17 protein-coding genes are annotated in these 18,969 nt (G+C 37.8%); 7 read left to right on the top strand and 10 right to left on the bottom strand.

The window, feature by feature from the left end:
- The 4 genes from B5440_RS04845 to B5440_RS04830 all read left to right on the top strand — a co-directional run bounded on the left by B5440_RS04845 (position 1) and on the right by B5440_RS04830 (position 3,346).
- Complete coding sequence (locus B5440_RS04845; protein ID WP_070055210.1) at positions 1-1,212, top strand: bifunctional alpha/beta hydrolase/OsmC family protein; 1,212 nt, start codon at positions 1-3, stop codon at positions 1,210-1,212.
- A 99-nt stretch (positions 1,213-1,311) separates the two neighbouring features.
- Positions 1,312-1,911, top strand: a complete 600-nt coding sequence (locus B5440_RS04840) for a superoxide dismutase family protein (protein WP_070055209.1) — start codon at positions 1,312-1,314, stop codon at positions 1,909-1,911.
- Between the two features lie 101 nt (positions 1,912-2,012).
- Entirely contained in the window at positions 2,013-2,543 is a 531-nt protein-coding gene (locus B5440_RS04835; protein ID WP_070055233.1) for an RNA polymerase sigma factor, read from the top strand.
- Entirely contained in the window at positions 2,543-3,346 is an 804-nt protein-coding gene (locus tag B5440_RS04830) for an anti-sigma factor (protein WP_070055208.1), read from the top strand. The genes B5440_RS04835 and B5440_RS04830 overlap by 1 nt, the downstream gene beginning before the upstream one ends.
- A gap of 334 nt (positions 3,347-3,680) precedes the next feature.
- Here B5440_RS04830 and B5440_RS04825 read toward each other — a convergent pair whose 3' ends face one another.
- Genes B5440_RS04825 through B5440_RS04815 form a run of 3 tightly spaced genes read right to left on the bottom strand, consistent with a single transcriptional unit; the run spans position 3,681 to position 6,054 of the window.
- Positions 3,681-4,433 (bottom strand): LytR/AlgR family response regulator transcription factor, encoded by a 753-nt coding sequence (locus B5440_RS04825; RefSeq protein WP_070055232.1) that lies wholly within the window; start codon positions 4,431-4,433, stop codon positions 3,681-3,683.
- Entirely contained in the window at positions 4,433-4,726 is a 294-nt protein-coding gene (locus tag B5440_RS04820) for a 2TM domain-containing protein (RefSeq protein WP_070055207.1), read from the bottom strand. The genes B5440_RS04825 and B5440_RS04820 overlap by 1 nt, the downstream gene beginning before the upstream one ends.
- A 2-nt stretch (positions 4,727-4,728) precedes the next feature.
- Positions 4,729-6,054 (bottom strand): 2TM domain-containing protein, encoded by a 1,326-nt coding sequence (locus B5440_RS04815; RefSeq protein ID WP_070055206.1) that lies wholly within the window; start codon positions 6,052-6,054, stop codon positions 4,729-4,731.
- Between the two features lie 191 nt (positions 6,055-6,245).
- Here B5440_RS04815 and B5440_RS04810 point away from each other — a divergent pair, with 191 nt between their 5' ends.
- Positions 6,246-6,680, top strand: coding sequence for a hemerythrin domain-containing protein (locus B5440_RS04810; RefSeq protein ID WP_057480724.1), 435 nt, complete (start codon positions 6,246-6,248; stop codon positions 6,678-6,680).
- Positions 6,681-6,978: 298 nt separating this feature from the next.
- On the opposite strand, the gene B5440_RS04805 is transcribed toward B5440_RS04810, so the two are convergent.
- Positions 6,979-8,286 (bottom strand): NAD(P)/FAD-dependent oxidoreductase, encoded by a 1,308-nt coding sequence (locus B5440_RS04805; RefSeq protein ID WP_070055205.1) that lies wholly within the window; start codon positions 8,284-8,286, stop codon positions 6,979-6,981.
- A 218-nt stretch (positions 8,287-8,504) separates the two neighbouring features.
- Here B5440_RS04805 and B5440_RS04800 point away from each other — a divergent pair, with 218 nt between their 5' ends.
- A complete protein-coding gene (locus B5440_RS04800; protein WP_070055204.1) occupies positions 8,505-8,999 on the top strand; it encodes an RNA polymerase sigma factor in 495 nt (164 codons plus the stop codon).
- A gap of 6 nt (positions 9,000-9,005) precedes the next feature.
- Positions 9,006-9,644 carry a hypothetical protein gene (locus B5440_RS04795; RefSeq protein WP_070055203.1) on the top strand — a complete coding sequence of 213 codons (639 nt, stop codon included), beginning with the start codon at positions 9,006-9,008 and terminating at the stop codon, positions 9,642-9,644.
- Positions 9,645-9,733: 89 nt separating this feature from the next.
- On the opposite strand, the gene lpdA is transcribed toward B5440_RS04795, so the two are convergent.
- From lpdA to B5440_RS04760, 6 genes are all read right to left on the bottom strand, one after another.
- Positions 9,734-11,140 carry a dihydrolipoyl dehydrogenase gene (gene lpdA, locus B5440_RS04790; protein ID WP_070055202.1) on the bottom strand — a complete coding sequence of 469 codons (1,407 nt, stop codon included), beginning with the start codon at positions 11,138-11,140 and terminating at the stop codon, positions 9,734-9,736.
- Positions 11,141-11,228: 88 nt separating this feature from the next.
- Complete coding sequence (locus tag B5440_RS04785) at positions 11,229-12,587, bottom strand: NAD-dependent succinate-semialdehyde dehydrogenase (protein WP_070055201.1); 1,359 nt, start codon at positions 12,585-12,587, stop codon at positions 11,229-11,231.
- A 165-nt stretch (positions 12,588-12,752) separates the two neighbouring features.
- Positions 12,753-14,003, bottom strand: a complete 1,251-nt coding sequence (locus tag B5440_RS04775; protein WP_070055231.1) for a C45 family autoproteolytic acyltransferase/hydrolase — start codon at positions 14,001-14,003, stop codon at positions 12,753-12,755.
- A gap of 86 nt (positions 14,004-14,089) precedes the next feature.
- Positions 14,090-15,796, bottom strand: a complete 1,707-nt coding sequence (locus tag B5440_RS04770) for a biotin carboxylase (RefSeq protein WP_070055199.1) — start codon at positions 15,794-15,796, stop codon at positions 14,090-14,092.
- An 11-nt stretch (positions 15,797-15,807) separates the two neighbouring features.
- Positions 15,808-18,555: an aminotransferase class I/II-fold pyridoxal phosphate-dependent enzyme gene (locus B5440_RS04765; RefSeq protein WP_070055198.1), complete on the bottom strand. Its 2,748-nt coding sequence runs from the start codon at positions 18,553-18,555 to the stop codon at positions 15,808-15,810.
- A gap of 2 nt (positions 18,556-18,557) precedes the next feature.
- Complete coding sequence (locus B5440_RS04760) at positions 18,558-18,965, bottom strand: VOC family protein (protein WP_070055197.1); 408 nt, start codon at positions 18,963-18,965, stop codon at positions 18,558-18,560.
- Between the last annotated feature and the right edge of the window lie 4 nt (positions 18,966-18,969).

Below are 18,969 nucleotides of genomic sequence, written 5' to 3'. Positions count from 1 at the left end.
ATGAGAACCGAAAAAGTAAATTTCAAAAATAAGAATGGGGATGATTTATCGGGTTACCTGGAACTTCCATTAAACCAGGATCCGCATAATTTTGTTCTTTTTGCACACTGTTTTACCTGCAATAAAAATTTCTTTGCCGCTAAAAATATAAGTCGAACCTTAGCGCAAAACGGCTACGGAGTTTTACGTTTCGATTTTACTGGATTGGGAGAAAGTGAAGGTGATTTTGCTGACAGTAATTTTTCTGGAAATATCCAGGATCTTCTAGCTGCAGCAACTTATCTGGAAGATAAATTTAAAGCTCCAAGCCTTTTAATTGGACATTCCCTTGGTGGTGCCGCGGTTTTATTTGCTGCAAAGGAAATAGAATCGGTTAAAGCGGTTACAACTATTGCCGCCCCTTCCACTACCGCCCACGTTCAGCATTTAATAGAAAATAACGTAGACGAGATCGAAAAAAATGGGGAAGCAAAAGTAAATATTGGGGGAAGAAGTTTTAAAATCAAAAAACAGTTTCTAGAAGATATTGACCAGCATGAATTGAAACCTTACCTAAGTGAACTTAGAAAATCACTTTTAATAATGCATTCGCCGCAAGATAATATTGTAAGTATTAAAAATGCCGAAGAATTATACATTGCCGCAAGACATCCTAAAAGTTTTGTTTCGCTAGATGGAGCAGAACACCTTTTAGCTGCTGAAGGAGATGCTGCTTATGCCGGTAACGTGATTGCAACCTGGGCTTCCCGTTATTTAACAATTCCGAATAAAGAAATTCCGGAGTCTAATGCCGATGTAGTAGCAGGCTTAGAAAAAGAAGATGCTTTTACTACAAGAATGAAAGCTGGAAATCATACTTTCCTGGCCGATGAACCGATAAGCGCCGGCGGAAAAGACTACGGCCCTACTCCCTATCAGTTTTTATCGTCCGGGTTGGCTTCCTGTACTTCTATGACGCTTCAGATGTATGCTAAACGAAAGAAATGGCCATTGGAAGATGTGGAAACGCACGTTTATTACTCCAGAGAACATGAAAAAGACTGCGAGGATTGCGAAAACAGTAATTCTAAAATTGATACATTTAAAAGAGAGATCAAACTCTATGGCGATTTAGACGAAAAACAGAAAAAACGATTGCTAGAAATTGCAGATCGTTGCCCTGTTCATAAAAGTTTAACTTCAGCCACAAACATTAAAACCAAATTAATCTAAAACTGAAACCCGGTGTTTGTTAACCTATCCTTAAATCTTTGGCTATACAACGGGATACGATTAATTTAGTAATGTTAAATCTAAAAACCAATCCAGATTATGAAACGAATAAGTTTATCACTAGTATTTTGCGCCTCATTATTTATAATAGGTTGTAAAAACGACAAAAAAGAAAACGATACTGAAAATGCTGCCGAAACAGAAATGAATTCTGAGATGGACAACAGTATGGAAAAAGAAGAAGAAACTAAAGAGATCACTGTTTCTTTAGAACCAAAAAGCGGAAGCGACCTGGGTGGAGAAGTAACTTTTACTCAAGAAGATGGCAAAGTTACTATGGAAGCTACAATTACAGGTTTAGCTGAAGGTCAGCACGCGATCCATATTCACCAGAAAGCAGATTGCTCGGCTGAAGATGGAACTTCTGCAGGTGGCCACTGGAATCCAACCAACGAAAAGCATGGGAAATGGGGTGATGCTGAAGGTTACCATAAAGGTGATATTGGAAACTTTGAAGTGGATGCCAATGGAGAAGGAACTGTTAGTATGACTACCGATGATTGGTGTATAGGTTGTGACGACGAAAACAAAAATATTGTTGGAAAAGCTATAATTGTACATGACGGTGTGGACGACTATACTTCTCAACCTTCTGGTGCTGCAGGTACTAGAGTTGGATGTGGAGTTATAAAAATGTAATCATTTTCACATAAATTTTAATAAAAAGCGGCTAAATGCCGCTTTTTATTTTTTTCAGGCTCTATATTTACATACTTTTACTCCGCAAGCCACATTTTTTTATGCAACAAGATGCTTTAATTTTAGAACTTCAAAATGGTAACGAGCGTGCCTTTGAACGTATATACCATTTGTATTCAGAAAGCACCTACGGAATTATTTATAGTATAATTAGGGACGAAAAGATTGCAGAAGAAGTGCTCCAGGATGTGTTTTTAAAAATTTGGGATAAAGCGCCAAGCTATAATTCTGATAAAGGCCGATTTTTTACCTGGATTTTGAATATTGCCCGAAATGCTTCTATTGACAAAATAAGATCAAAAGATTTTAAAAACGACCAACAAAACCTTAAGACCGATAACTTCGTAGATATATTAGAGTCTAAAACTAATTTCTCTGAAGCTGTAGATTCAATAGGACTCAAAAAATATATTGATGCCTTAAAGCCGGTTTGTAAAAAATTAATAGACTACCTCTTTTTTAAAGGCTATACGCAAAAAGAAACTTCAGAAGAATTAGACATGCCGCTGGGAACTGTAAAAACCCGCAATAGAATTTGTATCGATAAATTAAGAGCAATGGTAATTAAATAATGGATATTCAAAAGTACATATCGTCTGGAATTCTTGAACTTTATGTTTATGGAGCGCTTTCTGAAAAGGAAAGTCGTGAGGTAAGCCGTGTGCTTAAAAAATATCCTGAAGTTAAAACCGAAGTAGAAGAAATAGAAAAAGCATTGCTTACACTTTCAGCTGCTACGGCACCAAATAATGCCGAACACTTAATTGCTTCAATAAAAGAGAAATTAAGCAAACCAACTACAACTACCGCTCCGGTTGCGACTCCGGTTAGAACCATAAACTGGATCACTTATTCCGGTTGGGCAGCAAGTTTATTATTGCTTATTGGTCTTTTCGTTTTCTTTAACCGAACCAACGAACTAAGAGAAGACTTGCAAGCTGCCAATGCCAGAAATATTCAAATGGAAGAACAAATCGCTAACGCACGTGAGGATGCGGAAAAAGCAGAAGAACTACTTGCGGTTATAAGAAATAGAAACGTACAGCGAATCCCGCTAAAAGGTCAGCAGGTAGCTCCTGAAGCCTTTGCTTCCGTTTATTGGAATACCGAAGAGAATACCGCTTATATAGATGCAAAAGATCTACCCGAACCTCCCCGAGGGAAAGTTTACCAGGTTTGGTCACTTACCATGCAACCACTTACTCCTACCAGCATAGGTTTGCTGGCTGATTTTGAAGCCGATGACAATAAGGTTTTTAGTCTTGAAAACCAGAACCAATCTGAAGCTTTTGGAATTACCTTAGAGCCTGAAGGTGGTAGTGAAACTCCAACAATGGATCAGTTATACGTTTTAGGAACTGTAGCTGCACCCTAACAATAGCGTAATCACAGATAGCTTTTACTCCAGGTAATTTAACTATTTATACAACTGCCAGGAAAACCCGCCTGGAAAATATATTTTAATTTCTAGAAAAGATTGTTTTTGTTTGGATAGACTAAGGAACATTTTATTCTTGATTATCCAATAAAAAATGAAGGTCTGCCATAATTATTACAGCAAACCTTCACATAACCAACCAAAAAAATAAAATTCGGAAAACCAGGGGGCTAATAAAAACGAATCTGCTTTTAGTTACCCAACTTTTCATAGATATTTACGTAGAAAATCGGTCCGCGGTTTTTATTAGCGACAATTTTAACTTTTCAGCCTAAGAAATCCAGTTTTTAAAGTCTCGCACTCGCTCCCGACTAACAATAAACTGAAATTCACTAAACACTTTCACTTTAACCTCTAAGCGACTATTAGTATAGCTAATAATATCTTCTATACAGTCAATGTTCACAATAGATTTTCGATTAATTCTGAAGAATTTCTCGGGGTCAAGATCCTTTTCTAAGTTTTCAAGCGAAACATCTACCGGGTAATTTCTCCCTGAAGTAGTAGTTAGATACGATGCCTTATTTTCAGAATAAAAACAGCAAATTTCGTTAGCAGGGATAATCTTTAAATGCTGGCCAACCTGAATCGTAAAACGGATTTTATAATCTGGTTTATTTCCTGTTTCCAGGATTTTTCTAAAGGCATTAAAATCTATTTGTGGAGAATTTTTGAGGTAATTTTCTTTGAATTTTGCCACTGCATTTAGCAATTCTTCTTCATCTATGGGCTTCAGTAAGTAATCAACACTATTCAGCTTAAATGCTTTTAGAGCATATTCATCATAAGCTGTGGTAAAAATAACAGCGCTATTGATTTTTACCTTCTCAAAAATTTCAAAGGAAATGCCATCACTCAATTGAATATCAAGAAAAACAAGATCTGGTTCAGGATTTTCTTTAAACCAGGCGATTCCCTCATTAACCGAATGCAGCATGGTATTCACTTCTAAATCCAGTTTTTTCAGCATTCGTTGCAAACGGCGCGCAGCAGGCTTTTCGTCTTCTACAATTACTACTTCCATTATTCCCAGCGCTGTTTTTCTTCTTTTTCCATATATTCCTGGATCTTGCGTTCTTCCCATCGCTTATCGAACATAGGGTTCAACCTAAAGGCTTTTAGCGCATCAAAGGCTAAACCAATTCCCCAACCGCCTACAACCCATAAAAACCAGGGATACGCCCATTGATTTGAATAGTAATTGATCCCGGCCAGGAATATATTCACTATAATATAGGAGAATAAGTGATTATAAAATTCACGTAATTCTTTAACCCGCTCCCGTGCTTGTAGATATTTGTCTTCTGAAGTTTCCATAATTAGTTAGTTTTATCTTTTTGCATTAGTTCCTTTATTTTACGCTCTTCCCAGTTTTTACCGAGTAGAAGATTGTAATTGAATACAGATAACCCGTGAAAAAACACACCTATTCCCCAGCCAATTGCTGGGAAAACAACCCAAACGAATCCGCCGTAGGTGAGATAATTAAATAAGCCTAAAACAGGAATTACAATTAAGTAAGAAGTTAAATTTCCATAGAAATCGCGCTCTGCTTTTACCTGCTTTTGGGCTCGTAAATAAGCGTCTTGTTTGGCATAAACCGGTGCTTGTTTTTCCATTTTTACAATCTTAGTTAAGAGTGGTAGTTTCACCCTAAATGTGTGGTTGGTGTTAGAGATTTCAACTTTTCTATCGGTAAGTAAATGATAGCGTTGCTGAATATTAGAAAGTCCAACCCCACTCCCCCGTTTCAATATTTCTTTTGGCTGAACATTATTTTGCACCACCAGGTTTCGGTCTTCTTCCACGATGGTTATTTCTAAAGGATTCTCAGAATTTACCGTATTGTGTTTTATGGTGTTTTCTAATAACAACTGAAGTGAAAGTGGAACAACCTTGGCGTCGGGATTTTTTAATTTGGCGGGGAAATTGAAAATAATCGCATCTTCAAACCGCATTTTCAGCAAATCCATATAAGTTTTCGCAAATTTTAATTCTTCTTCCAAATCCACAAGTTCTTTATTCTTCTGCTCCAATACATAACGATATACCTTGGAAAGCCCGCTGGTAAATTTTTGTGCCTGGTCGGGGTTTTCATCAATCAGCGCACTTAACACATTTAAACTATTAAATAAAAAGTGTGGATCTAACTGATTTTTAAGCGCATCAAATTTAGCCGAAGCAGTGCCCGCTATTATTTTTTGCTCTTTTACTTTCTTTTCCTGTAAAGCTTTATAGAAATAAATAAGATGAAAAAACAAAGAGATGATGGTTGTAAAAAGTAAAGGAAAAAGATAGGAAGCCATCTTTTCATTAATTATAAATTCCTGAAGTGGAATTCCGTCATAAACCACGTAGTGCAACAGACGGCATAAGAAATACCCTATTAAAGTTACAACTACAGCACCAGACGCCCCTACCAGTACCTTTTTTAAAGTAGCTTTCTCCCAACCTATTTTAGCGCCAAACCACCAAAAATAACTTCCATTTATTAGCGTAAGAATAAAGCTATAAGCGAAAAATATGAACCAGGTTTCAAAATTCAAGAATTTTTCGAGCTCAAAACCTCCAAAGAGCAATTCTAAACCAATAATGAGAATGGTAATCGCAAGACTAATTTTTAATATTTTCAGAAAGAATTTCATCGATTTTTATTTATAGAGCTAAGATGCGTGAAAGTAGTCTTCATTGCTAATTAATATTTCTGAATTGTAGAAAAACGAAACTGAACCGTTAAATTCTTTAGAACCGATTTAAACTGCTTACGAAAAACTCTGGTTTAAATTTTCCTTAACATATAAATCAATATTTTAGAAGCTTAACCAATACCTAAATTATGAATATTTTTGAAGCTTTACGCCAGGAACATGAAATACAGCGAAACCTTGTCGCCAAACTGGTAGAAACCCATGGTGATACTCAGGAGCGCAAAAAGATCTTTGAGCAATTAAAACATGAATTGAAGATTCACGCTGATGCCGAAGAAAGGCATTTTTATATCCCACTGATCAAGAAAGACCTTACCCAGGAAAAAGCCAGGCATAGTGTTGCAGAACACCACGAGATGGATGAACTTATAGAGCAACTGGAAGATACTGAAATGGACGCTTCAAACTGGCTAAAAATAGCCAAAGAGCTTGAACATAAGGTAATTCATCATTTAGATGAAGAAGAACAGGAAGTTTTTCAAATGGCAGGAAAAGCATTAACCGATAACCAAAAGACTTCGCTCGCTTCAGACTATAATAAGGAAATTAAGAAGATGAGGTAATTGGAAAGGCTAATAAATAAGCTTCCGGGCTAAATTAAAAAAGGGATTCAGGCTAAAGAAAAGAGATTGTCGGAAAAAGTTTATTCTCATCAAGCTGAACTTGTTTCAGCTTCTAATATGTTCTTTAATTATCAACATGTTAGATCCTGAAATAAATTCAGGATGACGGTTTTAAAACTTTTCAGACAGTCTCTTTTTACTCGATAATCGAGGTTAAATGCTGCTAGGCTTGTCACGAAATCAAATTATATTTTCCAAAAATTATGCTTCGTGGGCTTGCTCCGAAGTTGATTACTATTTATATCTCTTCTTTATCAACTTTCATTTGATTTTCATAACCTTTAAAAGGCCTGATAATTAGCCTGGCGGCCTTATCGTAATTCCAGTAATTATAAAGCCAGTTAAAAAAGGTGACCAATCGGTTTCTAAAGCCAATAAGGAACCAAAGATGCACGAACATCCAGATAAACCAGGCGAAAAATCCGCCAAAGGAGCCTTTATCCAGGTCTACTACTGCCCGGTTTCTTCCTACCGTGGCCATAGTTCCTTTATCTTTATATTTAAAAGGTTCAAGTTTTTTACCTTCTACGATGTTCATAATATTTCTGGCCAGATGCTTCCCTTGCTGAATTGCCGGCTGGGCAACCATTGGATGGCCCTTTGGGTAATCTTCGGTTTGCATTAAGGCAATATCACCAATGGCGAAAATATTATCATAACCGTTAATTTGATTAAAAGCATTTACCTCATACCTATTCGCCTTTTCAACCATTGCTTCGGCATTTAGACCTTTTACCGGCGCACCCGTTACTCCAGCTGCCCAAATAAAGGTTTCGGTTTTTAGTGCAAGATCGGTATTGGTGGTTACCAAATGGCCGTCATACTCTTCCACCATGGTATTTAAGTGAATTTTCACTCCTAGCTCTTCCAAAAATTCGTGGGCTCTTTTTGAAGATTTTTCACTCATTGGAGGCAGCACTCTATCCAGACCTTCCAGGAGATGAATATTCATCTCATTTGGATTTATATCAGGATAATCATTCGGAACAATATGGTTTTTAAGTTCGGCAATGGCGCCACTAAGCTCCACTCCTGTTGGGCCTGCTCCTACTAAAACAAAGTTTAGCAATGCTTTTCTTAGTTCGGGATCATCGGTAATTACCGCCTGTTCTAAATTTTCCAGGATCAAACTACGAATATTCAATGCTTGCGGTACGGTCTTCATCCACATACCATTCTTTTCAATACTTTTATTTCCGAAGAAATTAGTCTTAGAACCGGTTGCAATCACCAGGTAATCGTAGATCAAATCTCCAATAGAGGTCTCAATCAAGCTTTTTTCGGCATTTATAGATTTCACCTCGGCCATCCTAAAAAGACATTTCTTACTATTACGTGTAATTTTACGCATAGGATAGGCAATAGAGTCTGGCTCCAGCCCAGAGGTTGATACCTGGTAAAGTAAGGGCTGAAAAGTATGATAGTTATGCCGGTCTAAAATTACAGTTTGGACATCTTCGCCAATTAACTTTCTCACTATCGCCATTCCCGCAAAACCGCCACCAATAATAACGACTCTCGGTAAATTTGTTCTTGGAATATTCATACGCTTGGTTTTACTCGATAATCGAGATTTAGAATATTTTAAACTTAAGTTTAATGTACAGTATCCTTTTTAATATTCAATTCCCGGTTTAAAGGAATTTATCCAAATTTAAGTTTTCTCCTGCTTTGCCTGAAAAAATAAGGGTGCATTAACGATACTTTATACTTTTTTGTAACATTGCAACCACTTGCGCTACATATAAGTGCTAACCAACTATTGTGAATAAGGAATTAGAACATCAGTTTGTAACCAACCTGGAAAAGCACCAGAATATTGCGCATAAAATTTGCCGTATTTATACGAATAATCAAGATTCGCATAACGATCTTTTTCAGGAAATTACCATTCAGCTCTGGAAAGCTTACCCAAAATTTAGAGGCGAGGCAAAGTTTAGCACCTGGATGTACCGTGTTGCCCTTAATACCGCGATTACTTTATACCGAAAGAAAAAGAGAAGTATACCGACTCAGGATTTTGATACGGTAGATTTTAAGATAAAGGCGGAGGAATATGACGATGAAACTGAGCAGCAATTAAAAGTGATGTATTCTGCAATTCAAGAATTAAATGATATTGAAAAGGCCCTTGTTTTTTTATATCTCGAAGATAAAAATTACAGGGAGATTTCTGAAACCCTTGGTATTACTGAAGTGAATGCAAGAGTGAAGATGAACAGGGTAAAAACAAAATTAAAGAACATTTTAAATCCGTAGTGAATAATGGATGGATTGGATTTATTAAAAAAAGACTGGAAAAAACGAGAAGGCAGCCTTCCGCATCTTTCCTACGACCAAATTTACCAAATGCTGTGGAAGCGCTCATCTTCTATAGTGAAGTGGATTTTTGTAATTAGTATTATTGAATTTTTATTCTGGGGAGTCATAAATATTTTTATGGCAGATCATGAATATTGGGAAGAGATGGAACAAATTCACCTAAAAGAATTTACCGTGGCAACTTATGTAATTAATTATGCCATCACCTTTTTCTTTATCTATTGCTTTTATAAAAATTACCGAAAAATATCTGCTACAGATAATGCGGCTGAATTGATGAAAAACATTTTACGCACAAAGAAAACTGTTAAATATTATATAGGCTATATTTTAATTTCCACTGCCCTGGTAGCTTTGATCTACACCTATTTTATGATGGATTATCACACCTCAAGCACCGTAGTGGATGATATGGAGAAATATAGTTTTACTCCGCTCCAGTGGCTAATGTTTGCCGGAATTATGATTGGTGGTCTCGCTGTTTTCCTCGGCTTGATATGGTTATTCTACCGAGTGGTTTACGGAATTCTACTAAGAAGATTAAATAGAAACTATAAAGAACTCAAGAAATTGGAGATTTAGAATAATTGATTTCTTATAAATATAAAAAAGTGGCTGTTTGATAGAATTTCAAACAGCCACTTTTTTTATAAGATTAATTTTAAAATCGCCTATACGTGAAGTGCACGGTTATCGGTAGCAGCAAGAGCAGCTTCCTTAACGGCTTCAGCATAAGTTGGATGAGCGTGGCTCATTCTTGCTATATCTTCAGCAGATGCTCTGTATTCCATTGCAGTAACAGCTTCAGCAATAAGATCGGCGGTACGGGCTCCAATCATGTGCACGCCTAAAACCTCATCGGTCTTTTCATCGGCAAGGATTTTTACAAATCCATCTGTATCTCCACTTGCTCTGGAACGTCCAAGAGCACGCATTGGGAATTTCCCTTCTTTATATTTAACGCCATCTTCCTTAAGTTGTTCTTCGGTTTTTCCTACGGAAGCAACTTCAGGCCAGGTATAAACAACACCCGGAATTAGGTTATAATCAATATGTGGTTTTTGACCGGCGATAGTTTCAGCAACAAAAGTTCCTTCTTCTTCGGCTTTATGAGCCAGCATCGCGCCTTTTACCACATCACCAATAGCATAAATGTTATCTGTATTGGTTTGCAGATGTTCGTTCACCTCAATTCTGCCTTTGTCATCAACCTTTACTCCCGCAGCATCAGCATTTAAACCATCGGTAAAAGGTTTACGGCCTACAGAAACAAGACAGTAATCTGCCTTTATTTCAATTTCTTTATCCTTTTTATCGTCAGCTTTTATAATGATTTCATCATCTTTACGCTCTACCGATTTCACTTTGGTAGAAGTATGGAATTTCACACCTTGTTTCTTAAGCACCTTTTGAAGTTCTTTTGAAAGTGCAGCATCCATGGTAGGAATAATTCGGTCTAAAAATTCAACAACAGTAACCTCAGCTCCCAAACGACGGTAAACCTGACCTAATTCCAAACCAATTACACCACCGCCAATTACTACCATGTGTTTAGGAATCTCCTTTAATTTTAAAGCTTCGGTAGAAGTAATTATTCGTTCTCTATCCAGCTCGATAAACGGAAGATTTGCCGGTTTTGAACCAGTAGCGATAATCGTTTTGGCAGCTTCAATAGTTTCTGTTTCACCATCGTTTTTTTCAATATTGATGTGGGTTTTATCTTTAAAAGATCCTACGCCTTCAAAAACATCAATCTTATTTTTATCCATCAGGAACTTTACTCCATCGCAAGTTTGACTTACTACTGAAGATTTACGCTCCATCATTTTCTCAAGGTTTACTTTTACCTCACCCGGAATATCTATCCCGTGTTCTTCAAAATGTTTTACGGCATCGTGGTAATGGTGAGAAGAATCAAGTAAAGCTTTACTTGGAATACAACCAACATTAAGGCAGGTTCCTCCTAAAGTTGAATATTTTTCTATGATAGCAGTTTTCATTCCCAGTTGCGCGCAGCGTATAGCGGCCACATATCCTCCAGGGCCAGAACCTATAACTGCAACATCATATTTACTCATAATTTTATTTTTTGTGTTGATTTTTGAACAAAGTAAACACAAAAGTACAACTATTCGTGGCAATGACCAATGCGGAAAAAATTATGCTTTAGGCTTTAACATAAACTGTTTTCTTATTAACAAACTCCATCATTCCATCTTTTGCTAGCTCGCGTCCATAGCCAGATCGCTTAGTTCCACCAAACGGAAGCCTGGGATCTGATTTTACCAGTTCATTAACGAAATAGGCGCCGTCACTAACCTTATCAGCCATCTGCATAGCTTTTTCAATATTTTTTGTGAAAACCGTAGTTCCCAATCCAAATTTTGATTTCTCTGAAAGTTCAAAAGCCTCTTCAATATTTTTTGCCTTTATCATTGCTGCAAGCGGGCCAAAGGTCTCTTCATCAAAAGCGGGCATTCCCGGTTTTACATTTCCTAAAATAGTTGGCTGATGGAAACATTGGTTCTGCTCCCCTCCAAGTAGTAATTCGGCTCCTTTTTCAACAGACCTTTTAACCTGACTTTGAAGTTGATCTGCAAGATCTTTTCTGGCAAGCGGACCAACCTGCGTAGTATCATCCATAGTGTCGCCAGATTTTAATTCGCTTACTGCAGCCTTGAATTTAGAAACAAACTCATCGTAAATTCCTTCCAGCAGAATAAAGCGCTTCGCTGCGATACAGCTCTGTCCGCAATTTAGCATCCTGGCGGTTAGAGCAGTTTTCACAGCCTGATCAATATCTGCATCTTCCCAGACAATAAAAGAATTATTGCCTCCCAATTCCAGCAAACTTTTTTTAATATATTTGCCCGCAAGCTGTGCTACTGCAGCTCCCGCAGCTTCACTTCCGGTTAGGGTAACCGCCTGAACGGCATCGTGCGCAATGATCATTTCAGTTTGATCGTGATGCACAATTAAATTCTGAAAAACTCCGTACGGATAACCTGCTTTTTTAAAAACGTCTTCGATCATTAAAGCACAGCCAAAAACATTAGGCGCATGTTTTAAAATACCGGTGTTGCCGGCGGTAAGTGTAGGAGCAGCAAACCTAAAAACCTGCCAGAATGGGAAATTCCAGGGCATAATGGCGAAAACACTTCCTATAGGGTCGTGCCTTACATAACTATGAGTTGCATCAGTTTTTATTTCTTCCTGCTGAAGAAAATCTGAAGCATTTTCAGCATAATAATCACAAACCCAGGCGCACTTGTTAACCTCAGCCCTAGATTCAGAAATTGGTTTTCCCATTTCCTGGGTGATCATTTTGGCATATTCCTCCAGCTTATCTCTTAATACCTGCCCAGCTTTTTGTAAAAGTTCGGTTCTGTAAGAAAGCGGCTGTTTACTCCAGTCTTTAAAAGCTTCTCCAGATTGATCCAGAGCCTTTATTGTTTCTTCCCTGGTTTGTGCCGTATATTTTCCAACTTGCTTCCCACTGTAAGGGTTTACGCTATAAAATTCCATTGTGTTTTATTTTAAATAGTTGTTGAAAATTGGCAAAAAGGCCTGAGGAACTCCAACAAGTTAGATCTCCGAATAAATTTCGGAGCAGCCTCTGAAACAAGTTCAGGATGATAATTGGATAATTTTTTCCTTTTTTTACGGCTTTTAGAAAAAAATTACTGCCGTTTAACTTGTCCAACTATCAGCATATCCCGAACCCATTTTACTCCAAAAGCCGGCTACTGCCTGCCAGGATACTTCTCCATTATCAATTATTTCACCTCTTAATTTTTCAAGTTCCTGTTCATTTGTCGACGGATGAGCCTGGGCCATGGCATTTACCATAATTTCAGTTAGAGTCTCCTGCCATTCCACATTTTGCACAGTTTGCTCTTCGAAAGGATCTTCTACCGTTTTAATGGTTTCCACAACTTCTTGTTTCCACAATTCTGGTGCAACTTTAGCCTGTTTATAATTTATAAGTCTATATACTTCCTGGAAATCATCGAAAGTCTGCACTACCGAAGTTCCCGGCCAGCGAAGTATAACTTTATCTTCTAATGGGCGATATACAGAGGTAAATAGAGTTCCAAAACCTTCCTTAAACTTGGTATTGTAAAGTGGTGCCTTTAGAAAGGCATCAGCTACCTGATTTGAATTCACATTTTTAACTGAAAGCATCTTTTTCAGAAAAGAAGACCTTTCCAGCGTTTTATTAAAAGCAGCATTTTCCGGCCAGTCTATAATTCCCTGGTGATTAGTAGTAAAAGAGGCATCAGTAATTACAGGAGTTTTATCTGGCGCCAGTTGAACGGTTTTGAATTTACCTGTTTTATCTACAACGGTGACGTTATAAGACATATGCGAGGGAATCCTAGTTAAAGCCGCGACAGCTTCATCAACATTACTGCAAAATTCCAACACATAACGCAGAATAAAAGGAATACCGAAGCCTACTCCTACTTCTTTTCTTCCTCCAAAAGTTAGAGAAACAGCCAGGCCACCATCGTTCATACCATCTACAGCTCCAATAAGGCAATCGCTGGTGGCGATTACTTTCTTCTTATTCCAGCAGGTGAGCAATTGTGTGCCCTCCATGAGATCTGGATGAAAATCGTAATTTCTAACTAGCTGGATATCCTTCCCGGTGGTAACCGCCTGTGAACAGCCACTTATATAAGCCGGCGGCTGAAAACCCGTTAAAAAACGTGCCGCTACCTTATCACCTTTTGCTAATTTGCACAAACGCTGATAAGTAGGCCACATCTCCGGCATATATTTTTTAAGTGCTGCCTGCGAAGTCTTTAGGTCTGGATAATTAACCGTCCCTTTAGAATTAAGCCAGTTCTTATAAGCCGGCCAGTGAGTTTTATATAATCTTTGCCATTTGGTTCCCGGTTTGCCGGGTTCGGAAATAGCATTGAAATGTAATTGCATAAATTTAAATTTTAAATAATCGCCTCTCTTAGAAAGGTTTCGCAAAATAGTTTTAATTTGCTTTGAACTTTCTAAAATCCAGCATATTATTTAGTTAAAGTTCCTGATAGTTTTGGTTTCTTTTTATCCTCTACCACTTCTGAAGCATACTGCCCCCTAATGGCCTTAATCCAATGTTTTGCCCTGTTATTAAGTCTAAAATCATCGGTCATCATACGACCACGACTTACCAATATTCCCATATCGGCTCCTTCGTATAGATAATCACCTTTTCTGCTTATTCGTAAGAAAAAAGCTTCATTTTCATTCTCTACTGCTCTACGGTGCGTATCCATTCTATCAAACTGAATATGCCCGGTATCATACATTCTATAGATTCCTGAACTTGGTGCCTTTGTAACGTATTCTATGGTATCTTCGGTATGCTTCACAATTAACTGGCTCCAGCCATCTATATTTTCCTGGCGTGCCCAGCGATCATTTATAGCATCAATATCAAGTTCATAATCTATATCCATCCATTCTAAAATATGGAAAACAAATAGAGGTGCATCTGCCAGGGCAAACACGGCGTGGTTGGTTATAGAACTTGCGCCCGTAACTCTTGGATTCAATTCGCCTAAATAGATCTCCCCATTATCCTGATCTATTAAAAAGTCTAATTCAAAATAGCCTTTGTAACCTTCTTCCCGCAACTGGTTTCCAAATAATTGGGTGTATTCTATTGCTTTCTCTCTTAGCTCGGGAGTAAATGCATTAGGGTAAATTTCGTTACCACACCATCCACCTTCATAAGGTGTAAGTTCCTTAAATCCTACCAATTCTGTCATTAGCGGTGCTACAATTGTTCCGTGACGGGTAACACAAGCTTCTATAGCAGAACCCCTACAACGAATACGTTTCATTACCTTAACTTCCTCTTCTTTCTCGATCTCTTCTGCGTGTTTATCATATTGCTCTTCGTTAGAGATAAAGAAGGTGGTATGGCCGGAATCGCCAAACGGAGTTTGTATAACTAAATCGTTGCTAAGATGTTTAGAAACTTCTCTTAAATGCTCGTAGCTATCAATTTTGGTCAAAACGTATGGCACGCAGGCTACCCCTGCTTTTTCTGCAATACGATTGGTGTTTACTTTATTATCCAGGAAAGTTCGCATTTCAGCGGTGGGAAACATAATTTCCAAGCCGAGTTTCTCTGCAAGCACTTCAGTTTTCTCATTGAACATCAAAAACATTGCTTTCCCGGCTCTCCCGTCTACAGATCTTGTTTTAAGATAGTCCTGAACTTCGGGATGTTGTAATAGATAATTATTAATATCTTCAATACCTTCAAAATCATCGTGTGGGATCTCATTTTTTGGAGAAAATACATTTGGATGTAAACCATCAAAACATTCGATATAGGTAATGAACTTAAAACCTTTTATCCATTCATCGGCTCCCAGAAGATTAAAATTGGTCGCACTTATAAAGTAAAGGGGTTCTTCATTTTTATGAAAAGACCTTCGGATATCGGAAACTCCACTTAATTCAGATACTGAAGTATTTTGAGGTTTCTTTTGGACCAATGGTTTTTTGGAAGCTAACGAGGTTTTCCGTTTGGCCGGACTTTTCTTTACAGGCGATTTTGAGGTTGACTTCTTTGACTTTTCTGCGGAACCACCCTGTTCTTTAGCTTTATGAGCTTTTCCTGTAATTGGAATTTTAGTTCTGTCAGTTCCTGTTTTAATTGCTGATTTCTTTTTATTAGCAGCTCCCTTTTTATTGGACGCTTTTGGTTTCTTAGATTCCATAATTTAGTTTTTTAGGTTAGTAATTTTTTCTTAGAATTATTTCCCATAGAGCCCATTGAACTCACTGTTTTCTGCCGGTTAAGCACATTATCCCTGAAAACTCTAAGACCAAGATCTGCCCGGTAGCCGTGAATTTCAGATACGTCTAAAGCAGTAAGAAATCTTATTATTTCCTTGCTCACCACCTGCCCCGGTACAAGCACGGGGAATCCCGGCGGATAAGGGATTATAAAAGAAGAGGCCACAAGTATCCTATTCTCTTCCATCGCCGGCAAACAATCTGTTAGTGGCATATATTCATAATTCTCTTCATTATAAGCGAGAAAAAAAGCTTCTCTTATATTTCCTCCCGGCACACCCGGAACGGCCTGAAAAGAATGGTGGAAATAACTAAAATCGGGTAATGGAGGAAAATCTTCGGTTAAGGATTTTATACGGTCTTTACGGTTCCTGCCCTCTTTCTCACTAAGCGTTTTAAATTCCTCATCTAACTCATCGGCTATCTTTAACAAGGCATTGGTCAAATAAGTTACACTTCCCCTGGTGGTTCCTATATTCGTCATAAATAAAACCGTATTCCTGGAGGTTTTATTAATTTGAATATTAAACTTATCCATCAAATATTTATTTTTGAAAGTATCTCCATCTACCCCTGTTCTACCAATGTGTAAAGTAATTTTGGTAGGATCTAACACAAATTCATCCTGCTCCCAGGCGGCTTCCATCCTGTTCCAACCATCGTTAGAATTATAATATTCCTTAATACCTGATTTTCGATGTTGTTGAGGGATAAAATTACTGATGGTTAATACATCAAAATATTTCTTAAGCTTGGGATGATCGTTGATCTTGGCTCTTAGCACCATCGCCAATTCTATACTTTTTTCCACCAACTCATAACCTTCAAATTGCACCTGTCTTCTACCAACATCCAGCGAAGCCAACATTTGGTAATTAGGGGAAGTGGAAGTATGCGTCATATAAGCCTCCATAAAGGTATTCTCGCTCTTTTTTCGAAATTCCTCATCCCAGATATGTATCATGGAGCCCTGCCGGAAACTACTGAGTGTTTTATGCGTACTTTGAGTAGAATACACCCTAATTTTCACCTTATCAGGATCTGGTAATCTGGGAATTTCATTCTTTTTCAGGCTTTTAATATGGGCCTTGTATTCTTCGCGGTAACTATTGCTTTGGTATTTATCACATAATTTCTGGGCCACAAACATTCCTGTACGCTGCTTATAATTATAAGTGAAACCGGCAAAAGCAAACCAGGCTTCATCCCATAAGAAAATCATATCTGGTTTAATAGCCAGTATTTCCTGCATTACCCTTTCTACATTATAAACCAGGCCGTCAAAAGTACAGTTGGTAAGTAAAAGCATTTTCACGAGGTTTAACCTTCCTGCCTTTTTTAATTGCAATAATTTTTCTTTGATCTGCTCCAACGGAACTGCTCCATACATAGAATATTCTTCTATAGGATAAGAATCCAGGTAAACCGGGTAAGCTCCTGCCAAAACGAGTCCGTAGTGATGAGATTTATGGCAATCTCTATCAATTAAGATCACATCGCCTGGTTTTACCAGGGCTTGCACTACAATTTTATTAGCCGTAGAAGTACCATTGGTTACAAAATATGTGTTTCTGGAACCATAGGCTTCACTGGCTTTTTGCTGCGCTTTTTTTAGTGAACCGGTTGGTTGCAACAGAGAGTCCAATCCGCCGGTGGTGGAAGATGTTTCGGCCAAAAACATATTCCGCCCGTAAAAATTCCCGAAATCGTTGATCCATCTGGATTTAAAAACCGAGTTACCTCGGGAAATTGGCATTGCGTGAAAAATCCCGGTAGGTTTCTTACTGTAATCTTTTAAAGCCGAGAAAAAAGGAGTTTCAAAACGCTCACTTATTCCTCTTATAATAGTTAGGTGAAGTTCTTGCAAATCTTCAGCCCGATAGAATATTCTTCTGAAAGTTTTTAAAGTACTGTCTTTTAAATTCCCTAAAGCGGTATCAGTTACATAATAGGTATCCAGTTCTGGCCTGAATTTCTTAATTATCATACCCAAAATTGGTCCTAATTCCTTTGGAGTCCTGGAAGCGAAATCTAATTTTAGAATATTCTGAATAAAAGGTTTGATCACCGGAGTGATCTTTTTGGAATGGTACGGAGGTGCATATCGAATTACTACCGCCTGTATATTGTAATTAAACTGAAGCGCGATCAAAGCATCTTCAAACGAACGTTGCACCACAATCCCATACGCAAATTGCTCGTTAGAAAGCCTAAGTTCTTTTAGATCATGCCTTAGTTTACTATCTTCTGCATGAGAAACATCTTCTACGAACATCACTTCAAAATAAGTTTTCCTGGAAACTTCAGCGCGATCCCCTTTATCGCTTATTTCAACGGTTGGATCATCATCTTCAAGGAAATCTGGATTACTTCTATACCTGTCACTTACCAGGTTCTTGGTAATCTCAGCAATTTTATTGGAAAGCGCGGTATGCTCATGCCTGTCTAACATTGCCCGCAGCGACTCTAAACAAGACAAACCCGGAAAAGCAAAATAACACTCTACTCCTTCAATATCTTTTAATAATTTCCGAAGATTCTTTTTATATAATTTTTCGTCTTCTGAACCGCGAGGGGAAGAATAAAGTTTGGTCGACTCATTTTTTAAGTCATTCCAGGATTCTACTCTAAATTGAGCGATATTATAGTAATGTGAACTGTCTATTTTATTCTCTGGCATAATTAATCTTTTGAATGTAGGGCTAGTTTGTTTCCTTCAGAATCAATAAAAATGGCAAAATGTCCAGACTCCGGATTTATTAAGGTTTTGGTCATTACAACCCTGCCTCCTGCTGGTTCAACTCTTTTAAGAATACGATTAAGGTCTTTACCGGCATTGAGATAAAGCAAAGGACCAATTACACCGGGAATAGAATTTGGACCGGTAACAATAGCTCCCCCAATACCTTTTTCGGCCGGAAAAAATGCCATGGCATAATTCCCGTCAAATTGGGTTTCCATATCCATCTTAAAGATGCGATTATAGAAGTCTACCGCCTGTTGAAAATTGATTGCGGGAATTTCAAACCAGCTTATAAAATCTTTTACAGGTGTATCCTCTTTTTGTTTTCTTCTCGTTGTTCCTCCCATTGTG

It is taken from the genome of Salegentibacter salarius (assembly GCF_900168265.1).
Lineage (GTDB): Bacteria > Bacteroidota > Bacteroidia > Flavobacteriales > Flavobacteriaceae > Salegentibacter > Salegentibacter salarius.
Note: the sequence above shows the minus strand (reverse complement) of the source record. Positions and strands in the feature narration are given on the sequence as shown.

Bases quoted from the DNA above. Each gene is read 5' to 3' on its own strand.
- lpdA (WP_070055202.1), bottom strand. From the start codon at position 11,140: ATGAGTAAATATGATGTTGCAGTTATAGGTTCTGGCCCTGGAGGATAT.
- B5440_RS04840 (WP_070055209.1), top strand. From the start codon at position 1,312: ATGAAACGAATAAGTTTATCACTAGTATTTTGCGCCTCATTATTTATA.
- B5440_RS04815 (WP_070055206.1), bottom strand. From the start codon at position 6,054: ATGAAATTCTTTCTGAAAATATTAAAAATTAGTCTTGCGATTACCATT.
- B5440_RS04845 (WP_070055210.1), top strand. From the start codon at position 1: ATGAGAACCGAAAAAGTAAATTTCAAAAATAAGAATGGGGATGATTTA.
- B5440_RS04835 (WP_070055233.1), top strand. From the start codon at position 2,013: ATGCAACAAGATGCTTTAATTTTAGAACTTCAAAATGGTAACGAGCGT.
- B5440_RS04775 (WP_070055231.1), bottom strand. From the start codon at position 14,003: ATGCAATTACATTTCAATGCTATTTCCGAACCCGGCAAACCGGGAACC.
- B5440_RS04770 (WP_070055199.1), bottom strand. From the start codon at position 15,796: ATGGAATCTAAGAAACCAAAAGCGTCCAATAAAAAGGGAGCTGCTAAT.
- B5440_RS04785 (WP_070055201.1), bottom strand. From the start codon at position 12,587: ATGGAATTTTATAGCGTAAACCCTTACAGTGGGAAGCAAGTTGGAAAA.
- B5440_RS04825 (WP_070055232.1), bottom strand. From the start codon at position 4,433: ATGGAAGTAGTAATTGTAGAAGACGAAAAGCCTGCTGCGCGCCGTTTG.
- B5440_RS04805 (WP_070055205.1), bottom strand. From the start codon at position 8,286: ATGAATATTCCAAGAACAAATTTACCGAGAGTCGTTATTATTGGTGGC.
- B5440_RS04765 (WP_070055198.1), bottom strand. From the start codon at position 18,555: ATGCCAGAGAATAAAATAGACAGTTCACATTACTATAATATCGCTCAA.
- B5440_RS04810 (WP_057480724.1), top strand. From the start codon at position 6,246: ATGAATATTTTTGAAGCTTTACGCCAGGAACATGAAATACAGCGAAAC.
- B5440_RS04830 (WP_070055208.1), top strand. From the start codon at position 2,543: ATGGATATTCAAAAGTACATATCGTCTGGAATTCTTGAACTTTATGTT.
- B5440_RS04820 (WP_070055207.1), bottom strand. From the start codon at position 4,726: ATGGAAACTTCAGAAGACAAATATCTACAAGCACGGGAGCGGGTTAAA.
- B5440_RS04795 (WP_070055203.1), top strand. From the start codon at position 9,006: ATGGATGGATTGGATTTATTAAAAAAAGACTGGAAAAAACGAGAAGGC.
- B5440_RS04760 (WP_070055197.1), bottom strand. From the start codon at position 18,965: ATGGGAGGAACAACGAGAAGAAAACAAAAAGAGGATACACCTGTAAAA.